At 47.1% G+C, this 26,900-nt stretch carries 23 protein-coding genes, 2 pseudogenes and 1 riboswitch; of the genes and pseudogenes, 17 read left to right on the top strand and 8 right to left on the bottom strand.

Going from position 1 to position 26,900, the window contains the following annotated elements; all coding sequences use genetic code 11:
• Positions 1-51: 51 nt before the first annotated feature.
• Positions 52-105: pseudogene (locus VP98_RS19405) on the bottom strand (hypothetical protein); the annotation flags it as partial.
• Between VP98_RS19405 and VP98_RS01355 the strand changes: the two are divergent.
• From VP98_RS01355 to VP98_RS01340, 4 genes and pseudogenes are all read left to right on the top strand, one after another.
• Positions 86-498, top strand: a pseudogene (locus VP98_RS01355) (GyrI-like domain-containing protein); the annotation flags it as partial. The pseudogenes VP98_RS19405 and VP98_RS01355 overlap by 20 nt on opposite strands.
• Positions 499-632: 134 nt before the next feature.
• A complete protein-coding gene (locus VP98_RS01350; protein ID WP_046173514.1) occupies positions 633-2,390 on the top strand; it encodes an S-layer homology domain-containing protein in 1,758 nt (585 codons plus the stop codon).
• Positions 2,387-2,641 carry a DUF3006 family protein gene (locus tag VP98_RS01345; RefSeq protein ID WP_156151282.1) on the top strand — a complete coding sequence of 85 codons (255 nt, stop codon included), beginning with the start codon at positions 2,387-2,389 and terminating at the stop codon, positions 2,639-2,641. Before VP98_RS01350 ends, VP98_RS01345 begins: the two co-directional genes overlap by 4 nt.
• A 376-nt stretch (positions 2,642-3,017) precedes the next feature.
• A riboswitch (cyclic di-GMP riboswitch) is annotated at positions 3,018-3,105 on the top strand.
• A 179-nt stretch (positions 3,106-3,284) separates the two neighbouring features.
• Complete coding sequence (locus VP98_RS01340; protein WP_052712084.1) at positions 3,285-5,378, top strand: sensor domain-containing protein; 2,094 nt, start codon at positions 3,285-3,287, stop codon at positions 5,376-5,378.
• A gap of 270 nt (positions 5,379-5,648) precedes the next feature.
• On the opposite strand, the gene xylE is transcribed toward VP98_RS01340, so the two are convergent.
• Positions 5,649-7,055 (bottom strand): D-xylose transporter XylE, encoded by a 1,407-nt coding sequence (xylE, locus tag VP98_RS01330; protein ID WP_046174090.1) that lies wholly within the window; start codon positions 7,053-7,055, stop codon positions 5,649-5,651.
• A gap of 421 nt (positions 7,056-7,476) precedes the next feature.
• Here xylE and VP98_RS01325 point away from each other — a divergent pair, with 421 nt between their 5' ends.
• On the top strand, positions 7,477-9,351 hold the full coding sequence (locus VP98_RS01325) for a putative bifunctional diguanylate cyclase/phosphodiesterase (protein WP_052712083.1): 1,875 nt from the start codon (positions 7,477-7,479) through the stop codon (positions 9,349-9,351).
• Between the two features lie 125 nt (positions 9,352-9,476).
• Here VP98_RS01325 and VP98_RS01320 read toward each other — a convergent pair whose 3' ends face one another.
• Positions 9,477-9,956: a hypothetical protein gene (locus VP98_RS01320; protein ID WP_156151281.1), complete on the bottom strand. Its 480-nt coding sequence runs from the start codon at positions 9,954-9,956 to the stop codon at positions 9,477-9,479.
• A 149-nt stretch (positions 9,957-10,105) separates the two neighbouring features.
• Between VP98_RS01320 and trpB the strand changes: the two genes are divergently transcribed.
• A complete protein-coding gene (gene trpB, locus VP98_RS01315) occupies positions 10,106-11,257 on the top strand; it encodes a tryptophan synthase subunit beta (RefSeq protein WP_156151280.1) in 1,152 nt (383 codons plus the stop codon).
• A 62-nt stretch (positions 11,258-11,319) separates the two neighbouring features.
• Here trpB and VP98_RS01310 read toward each other — a convergent pair whose 3' ends face one another.
• Complete coding sequence (locus VP98_RS01310) at positions 11,320-11,799, bottom strand: hypothetical protein (protein WP_052712082.1); 480 nt, start codon at positions 11,797-11,799, stop codon at positions 11,320-11,322.
• 151 nt (positions 11,800-11,950) lie between these two features.
• Between VP98_RS01310 and VP98_RS18715 the strand changes: the two genes are divergently transcribed.
• Positions 11,951-12,088, top strand: a complete 138-nt coding sequence (locus VP98_RS18715; RefSeq protein WP_156151279.1) for a hypothetical protein — start codon at positions 11,951-11,953, stop codon at positions 12,086-12,088.
• A gap of 315 nt (positions 12,089-12,403) precedes the next feature.
• Here the strand turns inward: VP98_RS18715 and VP98_RS01305 are convergent, their stop codons facing one another.
• A complete protein-coding gene (locus tag VP98_RS01305; RefSeq protein ID WP_046173509.1) occupies positions 12,404-12,970 on the bottom strand; it encodes a DUF4256 domain-containing protein in 567 nt (188 codons plus the stop codon).
• A gap of 203 nt (positions 12,971-13,173) precedes the next feature.
• Positions 13,174-15,336 (bottom strand): bifunctional diguanylate cyclase/phosphodiesterase, encoded by a 2,163-nt coding sequence (locus tag VP98_RS01300; RefSeq protein WP_052712081.1) that lies wholly within the window; start codon positions 15,334-15,336, stop codon positions 13,174-13,176.
• A 221-nt stretch (positions 15,337-15,557) separates the two neighbouring features.
• Between VP98_RS01300 and VP98_RS01295 the strand changes: the two genes are divergently transcribed.
• The 5 genes from VP98_RS01295 to VP98_RS01275 all read left to right on the top strand — a co-directional run bounded on the left by VP98_RS01295 (position 15,558) and on the right by VP98_RS01275 (position 20,510).
• Positions 15,558-15,956 carry a hypothetical protein gene (locus VP98_RS01295; protein WP_046173508.1) on the top strand — a complete coding sequence of 133 codons (399 nt, stop codon included), beginning with the start codon at positions 15,558-15,560 and terminating at the stop codon, positions 15,954-15,956.
• 620 nt (positions 15,957-16,576) lie between these two features.
• The gene (locus VP98_RS01290) at positions 16,577-17,329 is read left to right on the top strand and encodes a MerR family transcriptional regulator (protein WP_046173507.1); all 753 of its coding nucleotides are present in this window, start codon (positions 16,577-16,579) and stop codon (positions 17,327-17,329) included.
• Positions 17,322-17,927 carry a GNAT family N-acetyltransferase gene (locus VP98_RS18180; RefSeq protein WP_052712080.1) on the top strand — a complete coding sequence of 202 codons (606 nt, stop codon included), beginning with the start codon at positions 17,322-17,324 and terminating at the stop codon, positions 17,925-17,927. The genes VP98_RS01290 and VP98_RS18180 overlap by 8 nt, the downstream gene beginning before the upstream one ends.
• Complete coding sequence (locus VP98_RS01280; RefSeq protein WP_046173506.1) at positions 17,911-18,918, top strand: alpha/beta hydrolase family protein; 1,008 nt, start codon at positions 17,911-17,913, stop codon at positions 18,916-18,918. The genes VP98_RS18180 and VP98_RS01280 overlap by 17 nt, the downstream gene beginning before the upstream one ends.
• 182 nt (positions 18,919-19,100) lie before the next feature.
• Positions 19,101-20,510 carry an S-layer homology domain-containing protein gene (locus VP98_RS01275; RefSeq protein ID WP_082087787.1) on the top strand — a complete coding sequence of 470 codons (1,410 nt, stop codon included), beginning with the start codon at positions 19,101-19,103 and terminating at the stop codon, positions 20,508-20,510.
• A gap of 227 nt (positions 20,511-20,737) precedes the next feature.
• Here the strand turns inward: VP98_RS01275 and VP98_RS01270 are convergent, their stop codons facing one another.
• The gene (locus tag VP98_RS01270) at positions 20,738-21,307 is read right to left on the bottom strand and encodes a GNAT family N-acetyltransferase (protein WP_046173505.1); all 570 of its coding nucleotides are present in this window, start codon (positions 21,305-21,307) and stop codon (positions 20,738-20,740) included.
• A 351-nt stretch (positions 21,308-21,658) separates the two neighbouring features.
• Here VP98_RS01270 and VP98_RS01260 point away from each other — a divergent pair, with 351 nt between their 5' ends.
• Both VP98_RS01260 and VP98_RS01255 read left to right on the top strand, forming a co-directional pair.
• Entirely contained in the window at positions 21,659-22,387 is a 729-nt protein-coding gene (locus tag VP98_RS01260; RefSeq protein WP_046173503.1) for a ZIP family metal transporter, read from the top strand.
• Positions 22,388-22,573: 186 nt separating this feature from the next.
• Positions 22,574-23,152 carry a TVP38/TMEM64 family protein gene (locus VP98_RS01255; RefSeq protein WP_046173502.1) on the top strand — a complete coding sequence of 193 codons (579 nt, stop codon included), beginning with the start codon at positions 22,574-22,576 and terminating at the stop codon, positions 23,150-23,152.
• A gap of 204 nt (positions 23,153-23,356) precedes the next feature.
• Here VP98_RS01255 and VP98_RS01250 read toward each other — a convergent pair whose 3' ends face one another.
• Positions 23,357-23,740, bottom strand: a complete 384-nt coding sequence (locus tag VP98_RS01250; RefSeq protein WP_046174084.1) for a VOC family protein — start codon at positions 23,738-23,740, stop codon at positions 23,357-23,359.
• Positions 23,741-23,837: 97 nt separating this feature from the next.
• Between VP98_RS01250 and VP98_RS01245 the strand changes: the two genes are divergently transcribed.
• The 3 genes from VP98_RS01245 (at position 23,838) to VP98_RS01235 (ending at position 26,850) form a co-directional block, all read left to right on the top strand.
• Positions 23,838-24,716, top strand: coding sequence for an SDR family oxidoreductase (locus VP98_RS01245; protein WP_197076533.1), 879 nt, complete (start codon positions 23,838-23,840; stop codon positions 24,714-24,716).
• Positions 24,717-24,845: 129 nt separating this feature from the next.
• The gene (locus VP98_RS01240) at positions 24,846-26,321 is read left to right on the top strand and encodes an alanine/glycine:cation symporter family protein (RefSeq protein WP_046173501.1); all 1,476 of its coding nucleotides are present in this window, start codon (positions 24,846-24,848) and stop codon (positions 26,319-26,321) included.
• A gap of 82 nt (positions 26,322-26,403) precedes the next feature.
• On the top strand, positions 26,404-26,850 hold the full coding sequence (locus tag VP98_RS01235; protein ID WP_231584107.1) for a DUF4362 domain-containing protein: 447 nt from the start codon (positions 26,404-26,406) through the stop codon (positions 26,848-26,850).
• The last annotated feature ends 50 nt before the right edge of the window (positions 26,851-26,900 follow it).

Here is a 26,900-nt window from a genome sequence, read left to right as displayed (position 1 = left end):
AAAAGGTGCGTTACTCGCATAATCGGCCACGTAATCAATGATTGCTGTTTTTCAGAGAATTTGAAAATTTTCAGAATCACTTAGAAAATCATCATCTTCCCAGCCGTTTACTGCTGTCCAGCCAGAATCTCCTTCCTCTGTGGGAATGAAGAAAAGAATCCCAATTCAATTTAACGGTGTCCATCCTGAAATCGAGGCGATGTGGAAACGGCTGGACGCAGACATGATTCAAACGCTAAAAGCCCTTTCCAATGAAGAGGCGTACGGGCTTATCAGCGCATCCATGAACTTTTCAGCAGGACGGATGGAGGAAAAAGGAGAACTCGATCATTATATTGGCGCGGAGACGACAAAAACGAGTCCGGGCGGCTTTATGCAGAGTGGTTCGAGGTGCGGGAAGGGCCGGAATTGTTGTGGAATGAAGGGAAAGATGTGACTCTGCCTCTTTTCCGAAGTGAAATATGGATACCTGTTTTAAAAAAGACGAAACAGGAGTAAAAAGAAAACGGCAGCCGCTGTTTTCTTTTTTGGTCTGTAATGGAAAAATATTGATTTTTATATTTTTTATAAAATTCCCTTTAAAATCCGTTCTGGTAAAAGTTATAATAAAATAACAATAAGGAGGGGGATTTATGAAAAAACCATTTGCTTTTCTGGCCGGTGCGGCGCTTGCGCTGGGTGTGGCCGCACCTTTTGCACAGGCCGCTTCATTTGACGATGTGCCGGATACATACGGTTTCTACCGGGAAATTCAATACTTATCCAACCAGGGCTCTATTTCCGGCTACGCGGACGGAACGTTTCATCCAGATGAGCGGGTGACGCGGGCAGCGGCGGCCGCCATTATCGGCCGGGCTCTTGAGCTCGATGGAACGAAAACAACCACGGTCTTTAGCGATGTCGGAAAATCCAGCTTTGCGTCCGGCTACATCCAGTCGGCGGTAAAAGCGGGCGTTATCTCGGGCTATTCGGACGGCACCTTCAAGCCGGATGAAACGGTTACGCGCGGCCAGCTGGCAATCTTTCTGGCCCGGGCTTTTAAACTGACCGAGTCCGCGCCGGTGGCGTTTAAAGATGTATCGCCGTCCTCGGCTGCGTACCCGTTTATCGGCAAAATTCTCTCCGCCCGGATTACGTCCGGCTACGGAGACGATACATACCGTCCGGACCAGGCGGTTACGCGTGCCCAGTTTGCGGCGTTTATGTCGCGGGCGCTGCATCCGTCTTTTGCGACCGGAAAGAAACTGCCGGCGTTTGACTTGGACTTTCTGGATGTCGGGCAGGGAGATGCCATTTTATTGAGCTTTCCAAACGGCAAAAACATGCTTGTCGATGCGTCCAGAAGCGACACGGAAGTAAAAGAAGCGCTTGCGGGCCTTGAGGCGGCGTCGATTGATACGTTTGTCGCCACGCATCCGGATGCGGACCATATTGGCGGCGCGGATTACGTAATTAAAAACTATCATGTAAAAACGGTGATCGACTCCGGCCAGGATCACACCACCCAGACTTATCTGGACTATTTAACGGCTGTTCAAACGGAAGGAGCTGTGTTTAAAGAAGCACAGGAAGGACAGAATATTTCGCCTGATCCGTCAGTGACGGTCCGCGTGCTTCATGCCGGTTCGGATGCGGCGGATTTAAACGACGGCTCAATCGTTCTTTTCGTGAGCTATGGCGAAGCGGATTATCTGCTGACGGGGGATGCGGGAGAAGAGGTCGAAGCGGAACTGGCAGCGAAATACGACCTTGACGCGGAAGTGCTCAAAGTGTCGCACCACGGCTCGGACACCGGCTCCTCCCAGGCTTTTATTGATGAAGTGTCGCCGGCGTACGGCATGCTTTCCTACGGGGAAGGAAATCCGTACGGGCACCCGTCCGCCTCCGTGGCCAGCCGCCTGCAAAAAGCCGGCGCTGAAATGTATGCAACGCCGGACGGAACGATTGAAACCTGGAGCGACGGCATCTTTGTTTACGTGAAGCAGGGAGAAGACCCGGTGCCGGCACCAGCTCCAGCTCCAGCACCAGCGCCGAAGCCTGCCCCGGCCCCGGCTCCGGCCCCGGCTCCGTCCGTGCCGGCGGATAACGGCAAAGTGGCGCTTTCAAGCAAGAACCTGCAAACAGAAGTGATCGGCATTAAAAACAGCGGATCGACCAGCGTAAACATGGGCGGCTGGAAGCTTGTCAGCGTGGAAGGAAACCAAAAGTACACATTCCCGGCCGGCTTTATTTTGGGAGCCGGCAGGACGGTTTATGTGACTTCCGGACCGAACGCGAAGGAGCAGCGCCCGACATACTTAAAATGGACGAACGCCAATATCTGGCTGAACAGCGGGGATGCGGCGAAGCTGTATAACTCGGCCGGCCAGCATGTGAGCGGGTTAAAATGATGAAGCAGGGCATCTATACCATCGATTCCCTTGAAAACGGCACAGCGAAGCTTCTGTGGCGGGATGATGAATCGGTTGAAGAGCTGATTGAAGCTGACGCGCTCGGATACCCGGCCAAAGCGGGGGATCTGGTTGAGGCCATCCTGAAAAACGGTGAATGGACCTTCCGTTTCCAGGAGAACCGGACGGAAAGCATCCGCAGCCAGGCCCGCAAACTAAGGGAAGAATTATTGAAGCGGAACAAGTCATAAACGATAGAAGCCCGTACCGGTAAAAGGCCGGTGCGGGTTTTTTGTTTGGAAAAAGGGGATCTTTTTCTGTGAATAAACAAATAGGACAGGAACTGTGCCCGGCTATTTTATCAATAAAATCCACTGAAATCCGCTTTACTTCGATGCAGACAGGCCTTATTATCATGCCGGCTCATTTTTGAAAAAACGGCCAAAAAAGTCCGGGCTGAAATTCAGCGCTAAATTCTGGATCGATTTGGATAATAAATCCAAAGAAGATAAAATCCTCTTTGAATTTCTATTTTCGTCACAAGTCGACTTTTTTTGAAATTTATCTTGTTCCTTCCGTAAAAAGTGGATATAATTAGGTCATATGATCTATAAAAAGAAATCAAATTCATGAAAATAGCAAACTTATTGAAAAATAAGGACGCAAAGCTACGGGTCTAATGTTCAAAAAAAGCGATGATCGCCGGGCTGCCAAAAGAAACAGATGAAACATACGTTTTTCTGCGCTTTTCTTTAAAGGCCGCCCGCTATTTCTTTTGGCGGGTTTTTTCTGTTTTCGAAACGGGAATAGTAAAAAAGCAGTGGGAAGATTTTGGAAAGTAAAACCATACATAGTAGAAACACAATAAAGCAGGTTACTGCCGGGGGTGACAGCATGAGCAGGGAAAAAAACGAAGAACATGCATTTCAAAACGGGAAGCAGGAGTGTTTTGTTCCGCTTCCACAGGTAGGTGATGCCATTTTACTCACTGATCCAGCAGGAAACGTGATTCAGGTGAATCAGGGCTTTACGGACTTGTTTGGCTGGAAGGAAGAAGAGGTTCTGGGACGGTCCATACATAGCTTACCTTTTATTCCTTCTGAGCTGCGGGAGGAATTTGCGCAGGATATCAAACGCCTGTCTGCCGGCGACTGGCTTCTGCCGAAACAAACGAAACGGGAGAGAAAAGACGGGCAGCTGACCGATGTTCTGCTCGGCTTAATGCCGGTGCGGGACGCCCATGAGGAAATTAAAGCGCTTGCTTCTGTTTTTGTTGAAGTGGACGGGCATCTTCAGACGAAAAAGCGGCTGAAAGAAAGCGAGCAGCGCTATAAATCGCTGTTTGATTACAATCCGCATGCCGTGTTTACCTTTGATTTAGAAGGGAAATTCACAAGCATCAACCAGGCCTGCGCCCGGCTGATCGGCTATACGACTGAAGAAATGATGCAGCGCCATTTTTCTTTTTTAATCGTTCCAAAAGACCGAAACAGGGTGATCAGGCATTTTTATATGGCTTTAAAAGGAACGGCCCAGGAATATGAAGCGGATATTATCGACCGCTCCGGGCAGCGGAAAAACCTGCATATCGTAAATTCCCCCATTGTGGTGGGCAAGGAAATTGTCGGGGTATACGGCATTGCCACCGATATTACCAAGCGGAAAAAAGATGAAGTAAAGCTGGAGCGGCTGGCGTTTTATGATCAAACAACCGGAACGGCGAACCGTCATTTGTTCAAGAGGGACATAAGAAAAATCCTGGCTGAAGCCGAAAAAAAGAGGGCGGGCTTTGCTCTTCTTCATTTGAATGGAGACCGGTTTAAGTATATAAATGATGCGCTCGGCATGGAAGCGGGAGATCTGGTGCTGAAAAGCATGGCAGAACGGATCTGCCCGCTTATTTCGGGGCGCGGCAGGCTGTACCGGCTTGACGGGGATGATTTTTATTTGATCCTGCAGCCGCTGTCCGGGCCTGCAGAAGCCGAAGTGCTGGCAGGAAGCATTGTAAAGGCGTTCCGGCGGCCGTGGCAGGTAAACAGCCACGAATTAACTGTTACCGCAAGCATCGGCATCGCTCTTTATCCCGAACACGGCGAAACGGAAAAGCTGCTGATCAAGCGGAGCGGCCAGGCGCTCGATTATGCGAAGCGCGAAGGGAAAAACATGTACCGGTTTTTTGACCCGGCGATCGGATGCAGCGCCGATACAATGGTAGAGCTTGAAATGGATATCGTCCACGCGATTGAGCGAAAGGAATTTCAATTGTTTTATCAGCCGAAAATGGATATCGAGACCAGCCGGGTGATTGGAGCCGAGGCGCTAATCCGGTGGAATCATCCCGAAAAAGGACTAATCAGCCCGGACCGCTTTATTCCGCTCGCGGAGCAGAACGGGCTAATTTACGAACTGACCAGATGGGTGTTGCACGAAGCGTGCCGCCAGAGCAGGGAATGGACAGACCAGAACCGGCCGGGATATGTATCGGTAAATATTTCTCCTCATCATCTGTACCGGAAGGATCTCACCAGCACAATCTTAGAGGCCATTCAGCAGTCGGGCATCCAGCCGGACCAGCTTGAACTGGAAATTACCGAAAGCGGAATTGTTCAGGACGTGGAAATGGCGATTCAAACAATCAAGCAGCTGAAAAGCATCGGGGTGCGTATTTCCATTGACGATTTTGGGACCGGTTTTTCCTCGCTGTCCCATTTAAAGGAGCTGCCGGTCGATATCCTGAAAATCGACCGTTCATTTATCCAGGACCTGCCGGAAAGCGAAAAAGACCAGATGATCGTCCGCTCAATTATCCAGCTCGCTTCTGCCATGGGGCTTCATGTGGTGGCGGAAGGTGTCGAGGAAGAAAAGCATCTGACGATTTTAAAGGAAATGGGCTGTCAGACTGCCCAGGGCTATTACATCAGCCGCCCCGTGCCAAACGAAGCATACATAAACTGGCTCGCTCATCCCCCCCTGCTGTTTAAAAGCTGAGACCGCCAAAAAAACCCCCCTCGCTTTTCATAGAAAGCGGGGGGTTTGCATTATGGAAAAATAAAGCCGGCAGGAAGATATTCTGTTTTCGGGGTGAAACGGCCTTTTTGAAAGAACGGTTTTCTTCTAAAAGCAGTGTCAGGGACTGCGGCCTGCCGGTTCCGCTTTCCTTTGGGGCGAATGCTAAACCAGCCATCGCAAGAGACAAGCATCTCTCATTCAACAGAATGAACAACCCCGCTTTTCGTAGAAAGCGGGGTTCTCTCCTTTTTAAGCAGGCTTCTTTTTTCGTTTCAGCCAGACGTTTTCCATTTGTTCGAGTGTTTTGCCCTTTGTTTCCGGAACGTATTTCCAGACAAAGAGGGCGGAAAGAACGCTCATCAGGCCGTAGAAGCCGTAGGTTAAGCCGCCGCTGAACTCCATCATCATCGGATAAGTGGCAGAGATAAAGTAGTTGGCGGCCCATTGGGCGGCAACGGCAATCGCAACGGCCTGGCCGCGGATTTTGTTCGGGAAAATTTCCGAAATCAATACCCAGCAGATCGGCCCCCACGACATCATAAAGGAAGCCGTGTAAATAATGATAAACACGAGTGTGCTGATGCCGATCACACCTGCAAAAGCAAGACCCGCGACGCCGAACATGCCCACTGCCATGCCGATCGAGCCGACAATCAGCAGCGGCTTGCGTCCCCATTTATCAACGGTGAAAATGGCGATAAGGGTAAAGGCAACATTCACAAGCCCCATCACAATTGTCTGCAGCATAGAAGCGTCCTTGGCAGCGCCCATGCTTTCAAAAATCCGCGGCGCATAATACAGGGCCACGTTAATGCCGACAAACTGCTGGAAAACCGACAGCATAATGCCGACTGTAATCACAAGCTTTCCGTAGGCAAACAGCTTTTCCGAAGCGGCACGAGCCGTCAGCGTTTGTTTAATATCGGCCATAATGGCATTGGCTTCTTTGGAGCCATTGATTTTCGTTAACACTGCAAGCGCTTTTTCATCCTCGTTTTTCAAAGCGAGATAGCGAGGTGTTTCCGGCACCAGGAACAGCAAGATACCAAACAGCAGGGCAGGGACCGCTTCAGAGGCAAACATATACCGCCAGCCGATGTCGTTGATCCATTCAACGGTCTGACCGCTGGCAATGCCCCAGTTAATAAAATAAACGACCAGCATACCGAAAATAATCATAAACTGGTTAAAGGAAACAAGCCGGCCGCGGATATCCGCAGGGACAATTTCCCCGATGTACATCGGCACAACCGCCGAAGCGAGGCCGACCCCGATTCCGCCGATAATCCGGTACACATTAAACATCATTAATAAAGCAAAAGACGGTTCTCCTTTTGTAAAAAACAAAAACTCTGGATAAGCAGAGCCGAGCGCGGAAATCAAAAACAGCACAGCGGCGATAATCAGTGAATATTTGCGGCCGAACTTGGATGCAAAGTAGCCGGAAATGAGACCTCCGATGATGCAGCCGATCAGGGCGCTTGAAATCGTCGCGCCGTGGGCGAGAGAGCCAAGGCCGAGCGGCTTCACCAGATACGCTTCAATCGACTTATCCGCCCCTGAAATAACAGCGGTATCATAGCCGAACAGCAGGCCGCCAATAGCCGCGACGAGCGTTAAGGAGAAAATATAAAATAAGTTGCGTTTTTGTTCCATTTTGGATAAAGACAAATTCAGCCGCCAAAACGGAAAGCAAGAGAAAAGGACGGGTCCCGTTTCCTGCCTGTTTAAAAGCTGAGAGCGATTTCAATTCCTTCGTTGATTCGCAAAGGAACCGGAAGGAGGGAGACATCCTGTTTTCACAATGATGGCGGGCAATTTGTCTTTTCCTCCTTTCTATGTATAATTCATAATAGGTTTGAAAAGCGAGTTGAGATCGTTTTCAATTTGCAAGTAAAGTGTAACAAATTTTTAAATAGTTTGTCTACCAAATAAACTAAGTTTTCAAAAACGGGAAAAAAGCACCGAACAGGAATAATCCTGAATTTGCAGTGCAATTTGCGAGTTCATCTGTTACTATATATTTATAGGTCGAAAGTTTTATTTATGATGTACTTTAGTATAAAGGAGCAAACCAATGAACTATACGGGAAGAATAGGAGTGGCGTTATTTGCCGTTTTATCTTATATTCAATGGACAATAGGCTTTGAGTATAATCAGCTTTTCCATATCAGGCATGTGCTGTCACTGCTGTTTTTTTTCGTTGTTGCCTGGCAGGTGGGCAAATATTTTGATCATAGTCGATATTTAGGAAAAGCATTAAAAGAAAATAAGGATGAGCTGCAAAGTATTTTAGACAATGCCGATGCGTTTATTTGGTCCGTAGACCGCGAATATAAAAACTTTTCCATGTCAAAGGGAAGTGAAAAAACGCTGGGCATCCCACTCAAAGAGCTTAACGAAAACCCGCTGCTTTTTGCGGAACGAATTCATGAAGAGGATCGGGAAAAAGCGTATCATTTTTTCGGGAACCTTCATCAGGAAACGGTCCGGGAAGCGGAATTTCGCATCATGGACAAAGAGCAGAGCAGATGGGTTGAAATTAAATTATCGCCAATTAAAAATGAGAAAGGCGAGATTGTCAAAACAATCGGGGTCACATCTGATATTACCGAACGGAAAAAAAACGAACAGCAGATCAAACGGCTTGCTTTCACCGATTCCCTGACAGGGCTGCCAAACCGTGCTTCCCTGTTTGCCGATTTAAAAAAATGCATCGAGGCCGGGCGGGAAACATCTCTTTTTATTCTGGATCTGGACCGTTTTAAGGCGGTAAATGATTCGTTTGGCCACCAGGCCGGCGATGTGCTGCTTCGCCAGGTGGCAGACCGGCTGAACGCTGCTGTTGCGGGGCCCGATTGCCGGGTGTACCGGTACGGGGGAGACGAATTTCTGGTCGGATACCGACATTCAAATGGAGAGGAAGTCATTCAAATGGCGCAGTCTGTTATCCAGGCATTCGCGGACCCATTTGATGTGAACGGCCACGAAGTATCGATTACCCCATCGATCGGCATCAGCATGTACCCGAACGACTCGGAGGAAATGGATACCCTGTTTTCTTATGCAGATTCGGCTTTGTATACCGCCAAGGAAGCAGGCCGCAACAACTACCAGTTTTTTAATTCGGGCTTATTTGATAAAATTCAGCGCAGGGCGGCGATGGAAAAAGAACTGCGGCGCGCTATTGAGAAAAACGAGCTTTTCCTGCAATACCAGCCCCAGGTGGATCTTTACAGCCGGCAGATTGATGGGTTTGAAGCACTGGTCAGATGGAAAAGCGGGAAGTTTGGGCTCGTGTCTCCGGCCGAGTTTATCCCCCTTGCCGAAGAGACCGGCCTGATTTCAAAAATCGGCGAGTGGGTGCTGAAGGAAGCCTGCCTGCAGACAAAAGTCTGGCAGAACCAGGGCCTTGGAAGCTTGAAAATGAGCGTCAACATCTCGGTAAGGCAGTTTCAGAAAAAGGATTTTGTTGAATCCTTCCACGCTCTTATTCAGGAAACAAAAATGGAGCCGCATTTGCTGCAGATCGAAATTACCGAAAGCATTATGCAAAACACGTATGAAACAAACCAGATTCTGGCGCACGTAAAGCAGATCGGGGTGCAGGTGGCGATTGATGATTTTGGCACCGGCTATTCCTCCCTGAGTGTCATCAAAGATCTGCCGCTAGACTGCTTGAAAATTGACCAGTCGTTTATCCGTGGTGTAACGTCATCGAAAAAAGAAGCGGCGATCGTCAAAAATATTATTGATCTGGCCCGCAATCTCGAATTAGATATCGTAGCAGAAGGAGTGGAGCATACCGGCCAGTTGAAGATGCTTAAGCAGATGGGCTGCCGCGTCGGGCAGGGTTACTTGTTCAGTAAGCCCCTGCATAAGGACGAAGCCGGGCGGCTGCTGGCAGAAGAGCAGAAAAAATATGAAAACGCTTACCGGGCTGATGCGTAACTGACAGGCTGGAAAGCGCCGCATACCAGTTTATTTGGGAGCAAGCAGTCTGACCAGGGCTGGCGACAGAGTCGCCAGCCTCTTTTTTTTTGAAAACCTTTATTGCCGCGTTGGGCAGATCGCATTTAATAATTGCCGCCTGTTTGCGGAAGGTCCACCCAGATAACGGAAGCTTTATTTGGAGGAACTTCTTGTTCTATCATCTGGCCGTTTACATCCACCTGTGTCACCGTGGTTTTATTTTCACCGCTGGAAACATACATCAGTTTGGGCCGTATGCTGTCCGGCAGAATAGGAAAGAAAGTACTTACTGTTTCACCCTGCCTGACTTCGATGCTTTGCCACTTATAATTGCCTGTACTGTTTTTATAAAATGTAATTTGAGCGGGCCAGTCATTATATAGAAACCCCACAATTCTTACATCCTTAAAATCAGTAATCCTTAAAATTTCAATTGGCTTATCTTCGTAGCCTTCAATGGATTGAATGACTCTGACAATGGACTCTTGATCATTTCCGTATAAAGTGTGGCTTCCAAGATACATTGAAAAACCAGCAGCCACCAGGATGATCATGACAACTAATGCTGCTTTTCTCTTATTCAAGAATGTAATCCGCTCCCTGGTATTCATTTTATTTCATCATCTTTTAAAGCAAACGGCTGTCTTTAGTCAGGCTGTTTTTCTGGTTGAAAAAGCAAAGGAATATAGTACACTTATTTTATCAGAAAAATCAAAGAATGGATGTGTGGGAAATGGCAGAAGCGGGTTTTTTCGGCCAGTTTGGCGGAAGTTTTGTTCCACCTGAATTAAAAGAAGCGCTGGATTATTTGGGCAGCCAGTTTGAACAATTTAAAGATGACAAAGCATTTAATGAGGAATACCGGTATTACTTAAAAGAATACATCGGGCGTGAAAATCCTCTTACTTATGCAGAGCGCCTGACGGAAAAGCTCGGCGGCGCGAAAATTTATTTAAAACGGGAGGATTTAAATCACACCGGCTCTCATAAAATCAACAACGTGCTCGGGCAGATTTTGCTTGCCAAGCGTATGAACGCGCACCGGGTGATCGCGGAAACCGGAGCGGGGCAGCACGGCGTCGCGACTGCAACAGCCTGTGCGATGTTTGGCATGGAATGCATTATTTACATGGGCGCCGAAGACATGCGGCGCCAGTCACTGAATGTGTTCCGGATGGAGCTTTTGGGAGCGAAGGTCATCGGCGTGGAGGACGGCCAAGGGCGCCTGAAGGATGCGGTTGATGCGGCGCTGAATGATTACGTAGCGAATTACAAAGAAACCTTTTACCTGCTTGGCTCAGCGGTGGGCCCGCATCCTTATCCAACGATGGTCAAGCATTTTCATTCGATTATCAGTGAAGAATCAAAGCGGCAGATTGTTGAAAAAGAAGGCCGGCTGCCGGATGCGGTCATGGCGTGTGTGGGCGGCGGGAGCAATGCGATCGGGGCGTTTGCCCATTATATCGACGAGCCGTCCGTACGGCTGATCGGCGCCGAGCCGGCGGAAGCGGCCTCGCTTACAAAAGGCGTGCCCGCTGTGCTTCACGGCTTTAAATGCTATGTTCTCCTGGATGAAGAAGGCAATCCGCAGCCGACTTACTCCATTGCGGCCGGACTTGACTACCCGGGCATCGGGCCGGAGCACAGCTACCTGAAAGAAAGCGGCCGGGCCGAGTATTACACAGTGACGAATGAAGAAGTGCTTCAGGCATTCAAAGAGCTGTCGCGGATTGAAGGAATCATTCCGGCGCTTGAAAGTGCCCACGCGGTTGCGCTTGCAATGAAAATGGCGCCTGAAATGGCCAGGGAGCAGATTATCATTGTGAATTTGTCGGGGCGCGGCGATAAGGACGTGCAGCAGGTGTTTGAAATGGAGCAGGGCTGATCCGGGCCAGATTCCGTTGTACAAAAAAGCAGTCCCGGCCAATCGGCCGCGGACTGCTTTTTTTATCCTTTCATAAAGGCGATGATCATTAAAGCGAACCAGACCGTAAGCGGCAGCAGCAGGCTGGTGAGCGCATGCTTATACGTATAGCGCTCCCGCCATTTTTGCAGGATACGGTCAATCACGAAAAACAGCAGCATCGCCAGAACCGTCAGCCAGAGCAGAATCATGCCGAAAAGCAAGTGGAAGACGAGTGCGTAAATGCCTTCAAACTGCCCGTTTTGCTTTCGCGCCAGAAAGCGCGCGATGGAATCGCTGATCATGGATGCGAGTACAAAATAAGCGAGCATCACCGGCATAATATACATCATATAAACCGGCAGCGCATTGGCGACCCGCTGAAGAAACGCCGGCCATGCATCCGCCGGAGCACTAAGCGGAAGCTGCTGCAAAAAAGCGGCTGCCACAAAAAACAGCGTGCCGGCCAGGGCGCCGGCGATCACCTTCCGTTCAATATAACCTGGTCTTTTTCCAGTGGGCATAGTCGATCTCCTTTCCTTTACCTGCTTTCCGATTGTCAAGGACATCCACATACCGGTATGTACTTATGCGCAAAACAATAAAACGAAAAAACAGGATATGCACTCAAAACCTCTTTATCTATTTATCCGTAAGAAACAGGGGGCTAAACATGTGAACGAACTCGAATGTGCCGAAAACCGCAAAGGGTCCGGGAAAAAGCGCGATTATTTAGGTAACGGAGCAGAAGGGAGGAAAAGCCATGCTCGGTCTGTTTGGAGGGAAATGCTCAATGTGCAGGCGGAAAATTAAGCCGCTCCGCCAGTATAAGGACCGGGATGGAAAAAAAGCAAGGCTGTGCCCGGCCTGCTCGGAATATGCGGAGCGCCGGGGGTTTCGGAAAGAGAAATAGCGGCAGTCTTCAGGTAAGCCAGTCCGTTCCGTTAACGAAGAGAAAGTTCGAAAAAAACAGTCGGAATAATAGTAGAAAAGCAGGATGATTCGCACGAAAATAAACAGTACAAATAGAAAAAAACGCCTCGAATTTAATTTCAGGCGTTTTTTCCCTGTTAGACGAAAGCCTCACTCGTTGAAGAAGAAAGGAAAAGCCTTTTCTCCGGGTGCGAATTAAACCCGCAGCAAGCCGCGAAACCCTCTGGCAGCATAATAAGAGGAGGCACCATTGTGATACACAAAGACGCGGCCGAAGCGAAAATCGCCAAAAAGAGCGCCGCCGAGTTCTCTTATATCAGCAGGTGTCTGCACCCAGCTCGACGTTTTCCTGTCGAAATGTTCAAGCTGCTGCAGCGCCCGGTACTGGCCTTCCGTTAACAGCTCAATGCCCATCGCAGCTGCCATATCAATAGCGTTGTTTTCCGGTTTATGGTTTTTCCTTGACTCCAGCCCTTCACGGTCGTAACAAACACTTCTGCGGCCTTTGGGACTTTCCGCTGAACAGTCATAAAAAATATATTCGTTCTTCGTCTCATCATAACCAGCAACATCCGGTTCACCGCCGGTGATTTCCATCTCGTTGAGCGGCCAGAGCTTTTCCGGATTTGCTTCCAGCTTCGCCTGAACGTCAGCCCATTCCAGACTTTTATGGCGGTGCATGTTTTTCTCGAAACGGACTTTCAAGGCTCCTAGTAATTCCTCACGCCGTTCAGCTGCCAGCTCCTTATTTTGCTTTGTCATCTTCATTTCCTCCCTTTGTTCATGATTTCCTGACTAAACTATTCTATTAGTTTAGTTCCATGCAAAGGAGAAATTACCTTCTTAAAGCTCCCACTATGGACAGGACATGAATTCAAAAAGACCAAATCGCATCGGATTTGGTCTGCTTTTTCATATGCTTTTCTATCAAAACGGAACTGCTGGCGTGTAAGCAGGGCTGCTTTTTATGCTCCGGCGGAGAATTCCTCCGGCGGCACGGGCCTGCCGAGCAGGTAGCCCTGTGTCGCGTCACACCGGTACGCTTTTAAAATCGCAAGCTGGTCGGGCGTTTCCACTCCTTCCGCTACTACATGCAGGCCGAGATGGTGCGCCATTAAAATAATCGTGGTGGCGATTTTTTCGGCGTTTTCATTGACTGCGATATCCCGGACAAAGGACTGGTCGATTTTTAATGTATCAAGCGGCAGCTTTCGCAAATAGCTGAGCGAGCTGTAGCCGGTCCCAAAGTCGTCAACTGAGAGGCCGATGCCAAGGTCCTTCAGCTGCATTAACACAGCGGCGGCCGTCTCTGTGTTCATCGTGGTGCTTTCGGTGATTTCACACGTTAAATGAGAAGGCTCCATGCCGGTTTCCGTGAGAATGGAGCGGATCATGCCGGGCAGGTCGGGCTGATAAAACTGAAAAATCGACAGGTTGACCGACATGCAGGTCAGCGGCATTCTCTGTGCCCGCCATGTTTGAAACTGCCCGCAGGCTGTGCGGAGCACCCATTCGCCGATCGGGATAATCAGCCCGGTTTCTTCGGCAAGCGGAATAAATTCAGCAGGGGAGACAAAGCCGAATTCGCGGCTGTTCCAGCGGATCAGCGCCTCCGCGCCGTACACCTTCCCCGTTTCTAAATGCTGAATGGGCTGATAAACAAGCGATAATTCATTCCGCGACAGGGCGGAACGCAGCTCGCTCTCCATTTTTAATTTTTTCAATGACTGGTCATCCAGAATGTCTGTGTAAAATTGAAACATATTCCGGCCCTGCTTTTTGGCTTCGTACATCGCAATGTCTGCTTTCCGGAGCAGCTCCTGCTCCTGAAGTCCGTCATCAGGGTACAGGCTGATGCCGAGGCTTGCAGTCATGAATAATTCCGTTTCTTTCAACAGAAAAGGCTCCTGAAACGTCTCAAGTATGGCCGCGGCCGTATCCGCCGCTTCCTGCCTGTTCGTGTGCTCAAGCCAGATGGTAAATTCATCGCCGCCTTCGCGGGAAAAAAGCGCATTTTCACCCAGGCATGATCCAACCCGGTCTACGATCATAGTCAGGAGGTCATCGCCTGTTTTGTGGCCGAACGAATCATTAATAAACTTAAAGCGGTCCAGATCAAGAAAGAAAAGCGTATGTGGGTGCTCCGGATGGTACTTGATCGTTTGCTCGAGCTTCTGGCGGAACTGCCGGCGGTTCGGCAGTCCGGTCAGCTGGTCATGATAGGCAAGCATTTGAATTTGCTCTTTGGCTTTATAATGCTGAATGGCCAGGCTCGTCAAATCGGTTGCTTCTTGAATAAGCCGTATGTCCGCCTCGGACGGTGCCGCAACGTGACCGGAGTACATGGCAAATGTGCCGATAACCTGCTCATCATCGTCAAAAATCGGGGTAGACCAGCAGGCTTTCAGTCCGTGCGCCAGCGCAAGCTCTTTATTACGGTCGGCCCAGGAAGGGTCGTTTTGAATATCGGCGGCCACAACGGGCTTTCGCAAAAAAGCGGCTGCTGCGCATGATCCCTGGGCGGGGCCGATGGAAATTCCATTGATGGCTGAAACGTATTCAGCCGGCAGATGCGGTGCCGCTCCGTGGGAAAGATGCTTTTTTTCCTCGTCACACAGCAAAATCGAGCATGGATGGCCGGGAGAAATACGTTCCATCGTTACGGCAATTTGATGCAGCACATCACCGAACGGCTCTCCTCTGGCAATCATCTGCAGAATATAATTTTGCCCGTTTAACAGCTCTCTTGTGTACTGCTCCTCTGTCCGCACCCGGCCGATGCCGATGGCTCCCTTTACGTGGCCCTCCTCGAAAATCGGCACTGTGTTGACGGACAGGTGAATAATTTTGCCCTCTTTTGACTTGACCGTCATCCGGAACGAAGCCTTGTTTCCTTGTAAAACCGAATGGAAACGGTCCGTTACCGCTTCGAGCTGGTCCCCGGAAATGATTTTTGAGTAATCAACACGGGAAAATTCAGCGCGCGTATAGCCTAAAATCTGCACGGCGGCTTTGTTTAAAAGCTGAATGTTCCCTTTTGTATCCATCGCAAATGAAATTTCATCATCCTGTTCAAAGAGCGTTTGATAAACTTCTGGCAGTGATGAAGACCAAACGATATTTTGCATGCCCCTTACTCCCCTTAGTGTCTTCTTTCATACCATTTTACTAGAAACCAGACGAATGATCTATTAAAAGCTTCGAAAAAAATGGACTTTAAGCATGAGATATCAGAGCAGGGGTTTCGAAGAAGGGCAATTCTTGCGGTTACAAACAATGGTTTTCTTCCCAGTAAAAGTGTTCTATACTATAAATTGAGAATATTCTAAAAATAAAAGGAGCCGATCGAATGACATTTCAAGAGCAATTAGTGAGCCAGTTCGATGTCCGATTTAAAGATGAATTGTTTTTAACAGATTTATTTTTAAACTTATACAGCAAACTTGAGGCATTTGACAACGAGCTGGAAAAGTATGCGTCCGTCGGCCTCGATGCAGTGTTTGAAGCAGCGGAAAATGCAGCCGCGCTCCGGATTGAAGACCGGTTTCTCCGATTCGATGTGGTGTTTGACGAAACAGAGCCGTTTATCCAGGTATCGGGTGGAAAGACGATTGAGGAAGAACCGGATATTATTGACAACATTTTCGCGGACAGGTCTTCCTATCCGGAAAGCCTCTACTGGCGGGATGGCGAAGAAAAAGCATTTGATTCTTACTTAAAATCAGCGTTTGGGCGCTTTCTTTCGTAAACAGGAAGAAGGGGGGCAGGACGGGGAACTTTCTCTGAAGGGGTTCCCTGTCCTGCTTTTTTAAAAGGTTGTTCGGTAAGAATTCCTTTTAAAAAGCAGCGGCCGTAAATAAACAATGACACTCTATTCTATTTAATAAGAAGACTTTATTGAGTGCTGTAACTCCGTTTACAAATAATGCATTACCCTGATGTTTTTGTATTCGTTTATATAGTACATTTTTTAGGGAATTGCATACCCATAATTCTGTAGGAAATCCAGACCGCCAAACACAGTGGCTTTTTTTGTTTCGTTAAAGGGCAGCTTAGCCTGCGTGCATTCCTTAACAAACCTAAAAAACAGATAGATGAGCAACCTAAATACCCTCCAGTAAAATTTTAGAAAAAATAAGAATTCCTTACTTGTTATCCCATTAAAAGTGGATACATTTTTTGAATAAACACAGTTGCCATAGGCAGCTGTTTTTTTTGTGTTGTATTAGGTTAGTACAATTGATGATGAATTTCTCCGAGATATGAGTATTAATAAATTCATTGCTATAAATTTTTAAATTTAATTAGTCTATTTACTGTGTGGTAACCACATAGTTTATGCTATTGATATCAAGGGAGGAGAGAAGGATGCAGTATTTAACAAGTGGGGAATTAGCTAAATTACTTCATATAACTAAATATTTGCTTCGGCATTATGAAGAACAACAATTAATACAGCCTGCGTTTATTGATGAAAATGGTTATCATATGTATGGCGAATCAGAAGTATATACTATGTCACATATTTTGTTGCTAAGAGAATTAGGTTTTTCTTTAAAAGAAATAAAAAGAATTTTGGATAAGGAAACGAATTATACGGAAGCTTTATCTGATGTTCTTATAAAGGTGGAAAATGACATTAAACACCTTAATAAACTTAGAGAAAATGTTCAAACAGTCTTAAAACTTAAACAAAAAGAAACATATAAGTTAAACATAGAAGTAAAAGAAGAACGGTATTTTATCTTTCTAGATGATGCGTTTGTAGATGATTCATACAATATTAAATTGAAAAAGTTAGCAAACCGGAAAGAGGGTGCTATAAATATTTTGGATGAAATCTCTTATTTAATTCTGGCGGATGGGAGCAAGGTCAAGGTAATGTACGGATCAAGCAAGCCAGAAGGGGATTATTTCTTCTCCGCAGGAACCTATTACTGTAAGAGGATATGTATAGAAAATGAGCAGGAGTTGCTTCAAGAAATCGAGCATTTTTATGAAGAACTTGTTCAGATAGATGCTAAATACGAAGATCCATTGTTAATAACGGAAGAAGCTCAGTTATCTGCTTTCTATATGAAAGAAATGGTATATAGCTTAGAGGTAAGGCGAAATGCATAGGACAATAATAAATCTAAATAAAGATATACAGGATATAGCGGTTCTGTTAATGGAAGGATTCGCGGGCAAATTTCAAACATTAAAATTACCAAAAAGAGAACATGAGTATTTATTGCATTGTCTCGCAGAACATATTTTAAAAAAACATAGAGAAAACTTGCTGGTAATAAGGGATAAAAGCATCCAAGGCATTTTATTGATAAAACCAAAGAAATGGTATCTCAGAGAATTTTCAAATCTTTTGTTAAAACAGCTGAGTTTTAAATCATTTGTCAAAGCACTACTCTTTTTCGGTGCACTCCATCACGACAAGAAAGAGAATGAAATTCATATAGACTTTATAACCGTATCTGAAGCAAGTCGAGGGGCAGGAGTGGGAACGAAACTTATTGAATTAGTTAAAAACTCAGCAGGTCAAGGTCAGTTTATAACATTGTATGTTTCTAAAACTAACACTGCTGCTAGAAAGCTTTATGAAAGACTTGGATTTCGAATAAAGAAAGAAGGAGCAAGTAAAGTAGGAAGGCATTTACATGGAATAAACCAATGGTATTTTATGGAGTGGAAAGGGTCCAATACTAATGAAAAAGAGAGGTAAATTACTTATTGGCATTGCGTTGACTCTATTGGCGTTCACTGGATGTTTCCTTTATGAAAATAATTACGAAATGTTGGAAAAAGAGGTGACTATCAAAACGGAGCAAGGAAAGTTAGCTGGTTATCTTGCTCTTCCCAAAACAGATAACAAGGGCGTTGTTATATTTGTTCATGGAGATGGTGCACAAAATGCAACTCAGGATGGCGGTTACAAGCCATTAATGGAACGTTTTGCGAAACAAGGTTTTGCTTCTATTTCTTGGAATAAACTCGGTGTAGGGGGATCATCTGGAGATTGGTTAAACCAATCGATGGACGACCGAGCGAGAGAAGTAGAAGAAGTAATTGAATGGGCAAAAGGGCAGAATAATTTTAATACAGATAAAATTATTATTTGGGGAGCCAGCCAGGCTGGCTGGGTAATTCCTAAAATACAGCAGAACCGAGAAGATATTTCTGCTTCTATACTGGTAGGTCCTGCCATTAATTGGATTAGGCAAGGGCAATATTATACTATGATGAAAATGAAACGAGAGAACAAAACAAATCAGGAAATAAGCAGTGAACTAAATAGGTACAATGAGGAGTCTGAAATGATTAAAACGGGTATCCCTTATGAGGAATACAAGCAAAAGACTGGAGATAGCAGTATGTCAGAAGAAAGATATTTGTTTGTACAAAAGAATATTTCATCAGATGCAGCAGAAGATCTTAAAAACATAAAGTCTCCAATATTTTTAATATTAGCTGAGAAGGATGAAAATGTTGATTCTGAAGAAACAGAGAAGGTTTACAAGCAGTTATTGCCAGAAAAGCAATTAAAGATTAAAACTATATCTGGGGTGGGACATTCTATGCTAAATCCATCCTTGTATAATTCAGAACTTCTGATTTACCTGAGTGCCATAATAGCTCCCAAAGATACGCTGATTAGCACAGAGTATCTTGATTACTGTGAGAAAATTGCCCGTCACATATCAAATTTGAATTAAGCTGCAGGTCTATATTTAAGTGATGTAAAAGAAATATACTATAAAATCAATGTTATTGTTTAAAAAAGCCAATAAGGAAAGGAATTTTTTTATTTATATAGATTATCTTTTTCAAAAATGAGGATTAATCGTTTTTATTACCCTTATATGGTAAAATAATCTATAAAGGAAGGGAGGAGAATATGAAAAAAATTGTTCAAGCCGCAGGGCTTTTCTTTTTAATCTCAGGATTTGCAGCCAGTGGACAGGCTTCCGCTGCTTCATCCGCCTGCTCCGCATATGGAAGCGTGCAGCCGGGTGTGAACCCGTCGTATCAGCATTTGAATTGTCTGGTGACAGCAGAAGCCCTTGAAAAAAACATTCCGCCGGAAGTCGCCAAAGCCGTTATGACACAGGAAAGCCAGACGTGGAAGCAGTTTGATGCCAGCGGGAACGCCATCATTTCGCCAGACGGGGGGATCGGGCTTATGCAGCTGACGAATCAGCCGCAGTTTGACGAGGAGCGGCTGAAAACAGATCTTCTTTATAATATTGAATCAGGCATTACGGTTCTTGATCAGATGTACAGCCGGAGTGTGCCGAAGATTGCCGGCGCCGGCCGTGACGTCATTGAAAACTGGTATTTTCCTGTGATGGCGTATAACGGGATCAAGCCGGTCAACAGCCCGGTCCAGAAAGAAACCGGACTGAGAAACAGAGCGGCCTACCAGGAGCAGGTTTTTGCGAAGCTCGAGCAGTTCAGTTATGTAAATGACACGGAGCTTGCTGAATTTCCTTTTCAGTCAAGTGATTTTCAGTATGATCCGGCTAGCAGCGAAAACATTGTGTTTACCAGAATGAGCTATTCCTTAACAGATCAAACACACCGGACGGTTTATCAATGGAAAGCGGGAGACCGGGCCGTTACAACCGGAAGCCCGAACCTGCGCAAAACGCCGGGGGGAGAGAAAATGGTGGTTATCCCAGAAAACACCGTCCTGACGATAACGGGGCCGTTTCAGTTTAACGAGAATAACGCCGCCATTGAACAGTTTGTCTGGTACCCGGTCAAATCCGCCTCCGGCCAGGCCGGCTTTGTTTCGTCCGCTTATCTTGAAAAAACGGACAAGCCTGCCGTTCAGTTTACGGATGTGCCGCCGCGCTACGGCTTTTACCAGGATATTATGGCGCTGACCAGCCAGGGAATTATTAACGGATACAAGGACGGCTCCTTCCGTCCGGACGCGCAGGTAACCCGGGGGCAGGCAGCGGCAATGATGGTCCGCGCACTCGCGCTGCCGCTGAATGGAATGAGTGAAATCAAAGCCGCCCAGCACTATGGGGTAATGTCCGGCTATACAAACGGGGAGTTTTACCAGGAACGGCCGGTAACAAGAGGGCAGATGGCCATTATTATGACCAATGCCTTTAAGCTGACGGAATCGGCGCCGATTTCGTTTCGGGATGTCGGCAGAAGCATGAGCGCCTATGAGTCGATTCAGCGGGTGACCGCAGCCGGCATCGCCTACGGGTACAGCGACAACACCTTCAGGCCTGACCAGCCGGTAAAGCGCGGCGAATTTTCCGCCTTTTTAAATCGGGCGCTTCAATAAAAACAGGTTTTATTCCCTGTGGCGGTAAAGATTTTCATAAAAAAAGGGAACTCTCTAATAAAGGTAAGCAGTTCCAGTAACATGGAGAAATCCAAAATCACAGGGTAAACAACATACGAATTAGCAATACAACTAACAGTGTAAATAGCACACAAAAAAGCTTGAGGGAATTTTTAAAACCTCAAGCTTTTTGGCTTCATAATATAACATTCACTATACTTGTGCGTCTAACTATTTTTCGTTTTATCAAAGTCCTGCTTCAGCAAAGAATACATATATAGATCATCAAATTTACCACGTGTAAACTCGTAATTTCTCAGTAACCCTTCTCTGATAAAACCCAGCTTTTCTACTGTCTTTTGTGAAGACAGATTAGGCGGCTCGATTAATGCTTCTATGCGCTGGAAGTTCATATGTTCAAATCCGTAACTTATTATGGCCTCCACTGCCTCAACTGCTATACCTTTTCCCCACTGCTCTTTATTCAATTCAAAGCCGATTTCAGTACGGAAATGCTGTGAAACAATGTGATGAAAACCGCAGCTGCCAATCACAGCTCCTTGCTCTTTTAACGTAATCCCCCATCTAATCCCCGTTTTGTTGTTTTGAATTGATTGATACCACGAAATCTCCTCAAAGGCATCACTCAATGATTTAAAGGGTTCTAATCCGTAATATTTCACTACTTCTTCATCAGACAGGTAATTCAAAATACTGTTCGCATCTTCTTTCGTAACTTTTCTTAATACTAATCTTTTAGTCTCAAGTAAGGGAAATGAATTAACATGCAGGGCCATAGCAGCCTCTCCTCATTTTATATTATCTTTTCGGTACAGAAAGCAGAACGGAAAGTGCCATTATTTTCTTGAATTCTTCATTCTCCTTTGATCGATGCCCTTCCATCAAAATACATATTCTTATTTTAACGCATTTTACCGGTCAGCCGGCCGGCGAAAGAAAAACTTATGAGATCTCGATTAAACCCGGCCGTACTGCCAATCCTTATATGGAGAATAAGCAGCCGTATGAAAGGCAAATAACGGCAAGCCGATTCAGCAGCTGTTTTTTATTTAACATTGTGCAAAATTCAAAATAAAAGTTTTATTGCTTAAAACAAGGGAAAAGCAAGGAAAAAAGGAGGCCTGCTTATGTGGCATGCATTAATATGGGGCGGCGTGTCAGGCTCGGCTGTGCTTTTAGGCGCGCTTGCGGCTCTGTTTTTCCCTATTCAAAAGAAAATCATCGGGTATATTATGGCTTTTGGAACAGGTGTCCTGATCGGTGCCGCTTCCTACGAGCTGCTCGGGGAATCGGTCGAAAACGGCGGTTTTTTGGCTACAGGGGCCGGCTTTTTAGCGGGTGCGCTTGTGTTTACGCTGCTTGATATGGCGATTTCCAAAAATGGAGCCAAAAAGCGGAAGCGGTCCCATGCCCAGGGCTCGGATCAGGGGTCGGGACTTGCGATTTTCATTGGAACGGTGATGGACGCCATTCCCGAGTCGATTATGATTGGTGCGAGCCTGCTTGCCGGACAGGGCGTCAGCTTGCTTCTCGTAATCGCGATTTTTATCAGTAACGTGCCGGAGGGGCTGTCGAGCACAACCGGCCTTTTAAAAAGCGGCTACACGAAAAAGAAAATTTTTATTTTATGGATAACTGTACTTATCATTTCAGCCGCCAGCGCCGGTGCCGGCTATGCTTTCCTGGGCGGGGCGAGTGCAGCGGTAATGGCGGCCATTGCAGCGTTTGCCGGAGGCGGCATTATCGCCATGGCCGGCTCTACTATGATGCCCGAAGCGTTTGAAGAGGGAGGGCCGGTCGTCGGCTTTATGGCGGCGCTTGGCCTGTTCGTCTCGCTTCTATTAAATGAACTTTAAGAAATTGCCAGAGTTGTTTTTTGTATAAAGCCAGTTTTGATAAGGGCCTTCCTGCTTGGAGCCGGAAAAGCGTTTGCTTAAAGGGAAGGGAGTCCGAAAAAATTTTTCCTTCTCTGGCCGCCCGTCCCTGTTTCATCTCACCTCTTGGATGAAATCTGCTACACTAATAGAAAGAGGTGGAACAAAATGATAGAAGCAGAACAATGGATTGAAGGAATGATCAAACAGGCGGGATGGCTTGGCCCTGTTTTTTTTATTTTGCTGCATCTGGTGCGGCCGCTGTTATTTTTGCCGGTCGTGGTTGTCTGCATCGCGGGCGGGTATTTGTTCGGGTTTGTGCAGGGAACGCTGTATTCAATTATCGGGCTTTCGCTGATGGGAGCCGTTTTTTATAAAATCGTTAATTGGTTTCCGTCTGTACGGGAGCGGATGATGAAGGTGAAGCGGAAAGTGGCCGGCGACCGGAAAATGACCGTGGGCCAGGTCATGATTCTGCGGGTCATGCCGTTTGTCCACTTTCATCTGCTGTCCATTTACTTAATGGATATGACGAAATCCTGCCGTGAGTATATGAAATACTCAGTGCTTGGCGTTATTGCGCCGGCGCTTTTATACACCGCATTCGGGGAAGCCATTGAACAAATGCCGTGGTATGTGTCACTGACCTTCTTGTCCGTCCTGCTTTTTTTATATGCCCTGCTTGAGCGCCGCAGAAAAAAGCGGCAGCCGGAAGGAGCGGAAGCACGTGAAGCGGACTCTGTTTAGTTTTTATTTCATTATGTGCAAAATTCATAATAAAAAAACAGTTTTAGAGCATAGACAAAGTTAGAAAGCAGGCGGATTGAAAACGTTTGGCTTTCCAGGAACGCCGCCGGCTGGGAAGCGGAGTGACCTTTCAGAGGGTCATGAGCATTCCCAGCCGGCAAGTGACGCCGAAAGCGAGCGTTTGCGGACAGCCTGAAGCAGCCCTTAAGGCCGCTCTACATGAAGCTCAATTAAATTTCCATCCGGATCTGCCAAAAAAATCTGGGCAAAGCCGCTGACGCTGTTTGGCTTTTCTAATACGTCAACATTATGTTTTTTCAGCCAGTCAAGGGTTTCCTGATAGCTTTTCACCCGGAGTGCCAGATGGCCTTCCCGGCTTGAGAGCGACGGATCGCGGCGGATGGTCTGTGATTCCGGCAGCACAAGCAGGTGGATCTGCTGGCTTCCCGCCGCATACCACGCTCCTTCAAAGTCAAAAGGCGGGCGTGCGATCTCCGGAAGGCACAGCACCTTTTCATAAAATTCTTTTGCTTTTGCAAGGTCGGTTACATTAAGGCCGACATGGTGAAGCTGTTCATATTGAATCATGGGCGCCATTCCTTTTTCCTCCATTGTAGCATGTTTAGCTTTTTTTTCGGCGGGGAATACTCTTCTTGTAAAAATAAAACGGATGGAGTTGGACAGAATGGCGCAAGATAACAAATTCGAACGCATGGATGATCAGACACCACCACAAACGCAGGATCAGCAGCCGGGCATTGAGTCGGAAATGACACCTGAGCCGCTTTACGACGATCCCAATTACCAGGGGTCCGGCAAGCTGGCCGGCAAAACGGCGCTCATTACAGGCGGCGATTCCGGTATCGGCCGTGCGGTAGCGGTTGCATTTGCGAAAGAAGGCGCAAACGTGGCGATCGCCTACTTAAATGAACACAGCGATGCCGAAGAAACGGTAAAAGTCGTGAAATCGTACGGAGTGAAGGCGCTGAGTGTCGCGACCGATGTGAGCGATGTGAATAACTGCAGACAGCTTGTCGAACAGGTTGTTTCGGAGTTTGGCAGTTTAAATGTTCTGGTCAACAACGCGGCCAAGCAGTTCCCGACCAAAGACTTTCTGGAGATTTCACCCGAACAGCTGCAGGAAACCTTCCAGAACAATATTTTCTCCATGTTTTATATGGCGCAGGCGGCCCTTCCGCATATGCAAAAAGGAGACACCATTGTCAATACGTCGTCCGTCACGGCTTACCGCGGTTCGCCGGAGCTCATTGACTATTCTGCCACAAAAGGCGCAATTACAACATTCACTCGTTCTTTATCGGCCAATCTGGCGGAAAAAGGCATCCGGGTGAATTCAGTGGCGCCGGGACCGATCTGGACACCGCTCATTCCGGCTACGTTTGACGAGGAAAAAGTGGAAAAGCACGGCTCCACAACGCCGATGAAGCGGCGCGGCCAGCCGTCAGAAAACGCGCCGGCTTACGTTTATTTAGCATCAAATGATTCAACCTATGTCACCGGCCAGACGATTCATGTGAATGGCGGAGACTTTATTACTTCATAATCTGACAGCCCCCGCCTGCGCAGGGGGCTTTTTATGTAAGAAAAGTTCACATTCCTATTGTAATTTTTTGCATTTGCCTTTATTCTAAAAAAGTAATCTACCTTTGGAGACAGAAATGGAGAGATGCTAATGGAGGCATTTGTATCGGCGTTAAACAGTGTTTTATGGAGTACCCCGGTTATTTATATTTTACTAGGTGTTGGTCTTGTTTTTTCTATCTTAACCCGCTTTTTGCAGGTGCGTCATTTAAAAGAAATGGTCAAGCTTATGTTCCAGGGGAAAAGCTCAGAGGCAGGTGTCTCGTCCTTTCAGGCACTGGCAATCGCGCTTAGCGGCCGTGTTGGAACAGGTAACATTGCCGGTGTTGCTTCAGCCATTTTTTACGGGGGCCCGGGTGCTGTATTCTGGATGTGGGCCATCGCCTTTATCGGCGCATCCAGTGCGTATGTGGAATCAACGCTCGCCCAGATTTATAAAACAAAAGAAGGCGGACAGTATCGCGGGGGTCCGGCTTACTATATTGAAAAAGGAATGGGCGTAAAATGGTTTGCGGTGCTGTTTGCGATTGCTGCGCTCATTGCGATGGCCGTGCTTATGCCTGGCGTCCAGTCGAATTCGATTGCAGCAGGGATTGATAATGCTTTTGGCATCAGCCCAATTGTAACTGGAATCATTGTTGTACTATTAATCGGCTTTATTATTTTTGGCGGCGTGAAGCGGATTGCCAACGCTGCACAGGTGATTGTTCCGTTTATGGCTCTTGGTTATATTCTGATTTCTCTGATTATTGTGTTAATGAACATTACGGAACTTCCGGGTGTAATCGCTCTTATTTTCCGCAGCGCCTTTGGTGCAGACCAGGTATTCGGAGGCCTGCTTGGAATGGCGATTGCATGGGGCGTTAAACGCGGTGTTTATTCCAATGAAGCAGGCCAGGGGACAGGTCCCCATCCGGCAGCGGCAGCGGAAGTATCGCACCCGGCGAAGCAGGGTCTTGTGCAAGCGTTCTCCGTTTACATCGATACGCTGTTTGTCTGCTCGGCCACGGCTTTTATGATTTTGTTTACCGGCATGTATAATACGACCTCGGGAGGCGATGACGGCCCGATGCTTGTGGAAAATCTGGCAGGGGTGGAAGTGGGGCCTGGCTTTACGCAGGCAGCGATCGACAGTGTTCTTCCGGGATTTGGCGCCGGCTTTGTCGCGATTGCATTGTTCTTTTTTGCTTTTACGACGATTATGGCGTACTACTATATTGCCGAAACAAACGTTTCTTATTTAATGCGCGGCCGTACAAGCCCGATTGCGATTAATGCGCTCCGCATTGTTTTGCTTCTTACAACGTTTTACGGTGCGACGAATGAAGCGGCACTTGCCTGGGCGCTCGGCGACACCGGTCTTGGAATCATGGTCTGGCTCAATATTATTGCGATTGTGATTCTGGCCAAACCGGCACTGGTTGCTTTAAAAGATTACGAGGCGCAGAAAAAGCTGGGCAAAGATCCGGTTTTCGACCCGAAACCGCTTGGCATTAAAAATGCGGATTTCTGGGAAAAAGACTACAAACCTGTTTCTCAGGAATTGAATCAAACGGTGAACAAATAAAAGTATTTTTTACAAACGAGCTGTCCGAAGGGGCGGCTCGTTTTTGATGAGCCGGAAAACCTTTTTGGAGGGACAAAGCGTGATGAAAATTATGGGATTTGTGTTTTCTCTTGCGGCCGTTTTGGCCGGCTGCTCGGACGGGGAAGCGTATTCGTCAGAAGAAGCGGTGAAGCGGGGCGATGTGGCAGTAGTGCTGGAGGAAGTAAAAAATGCGGACAGATGGGCGGTGTTTCTGGAAAACATGTCTGAGAAAAAAGCCGATAACGTGCGAATTACGGGATACACCCTGGAAGGAGACCCGATTTTTCAGGATCTGGAGTTCGATGGAAAGGTAATTGCATACCGTTATGACAATTCGAACGATGAATTTGCGGGGGAAGGGAAAGGAGTGGAGACTGACGTCTGTAAAACGATTATCGAAACAAAGAAGGCAGAAGGGAAAATGGCCTTTACGGCTGCCGGCTGTTCAAGCGGCATAGACCACGATCTTATTCAGATACAAAAGGACGAGCTGAAGGAAGGAGAATAAAAAGAAAGCCCGCCTTATTCAGGCGGGTGTTCATCTGCAGGGCGGCTTTG

Source organism: Domibacillus indicus, from assembly GCF_000970685.1.
Taxonomy (GTDB): domain Bacteria; phylum Bacillota; class Bacilli; order Bacillales; family Domibacillaceae; genus Domibacillus; species Domibacillus indicus.
This window is presented reverse-complemented; position numbering and strand designations above follow the sequence as displayed.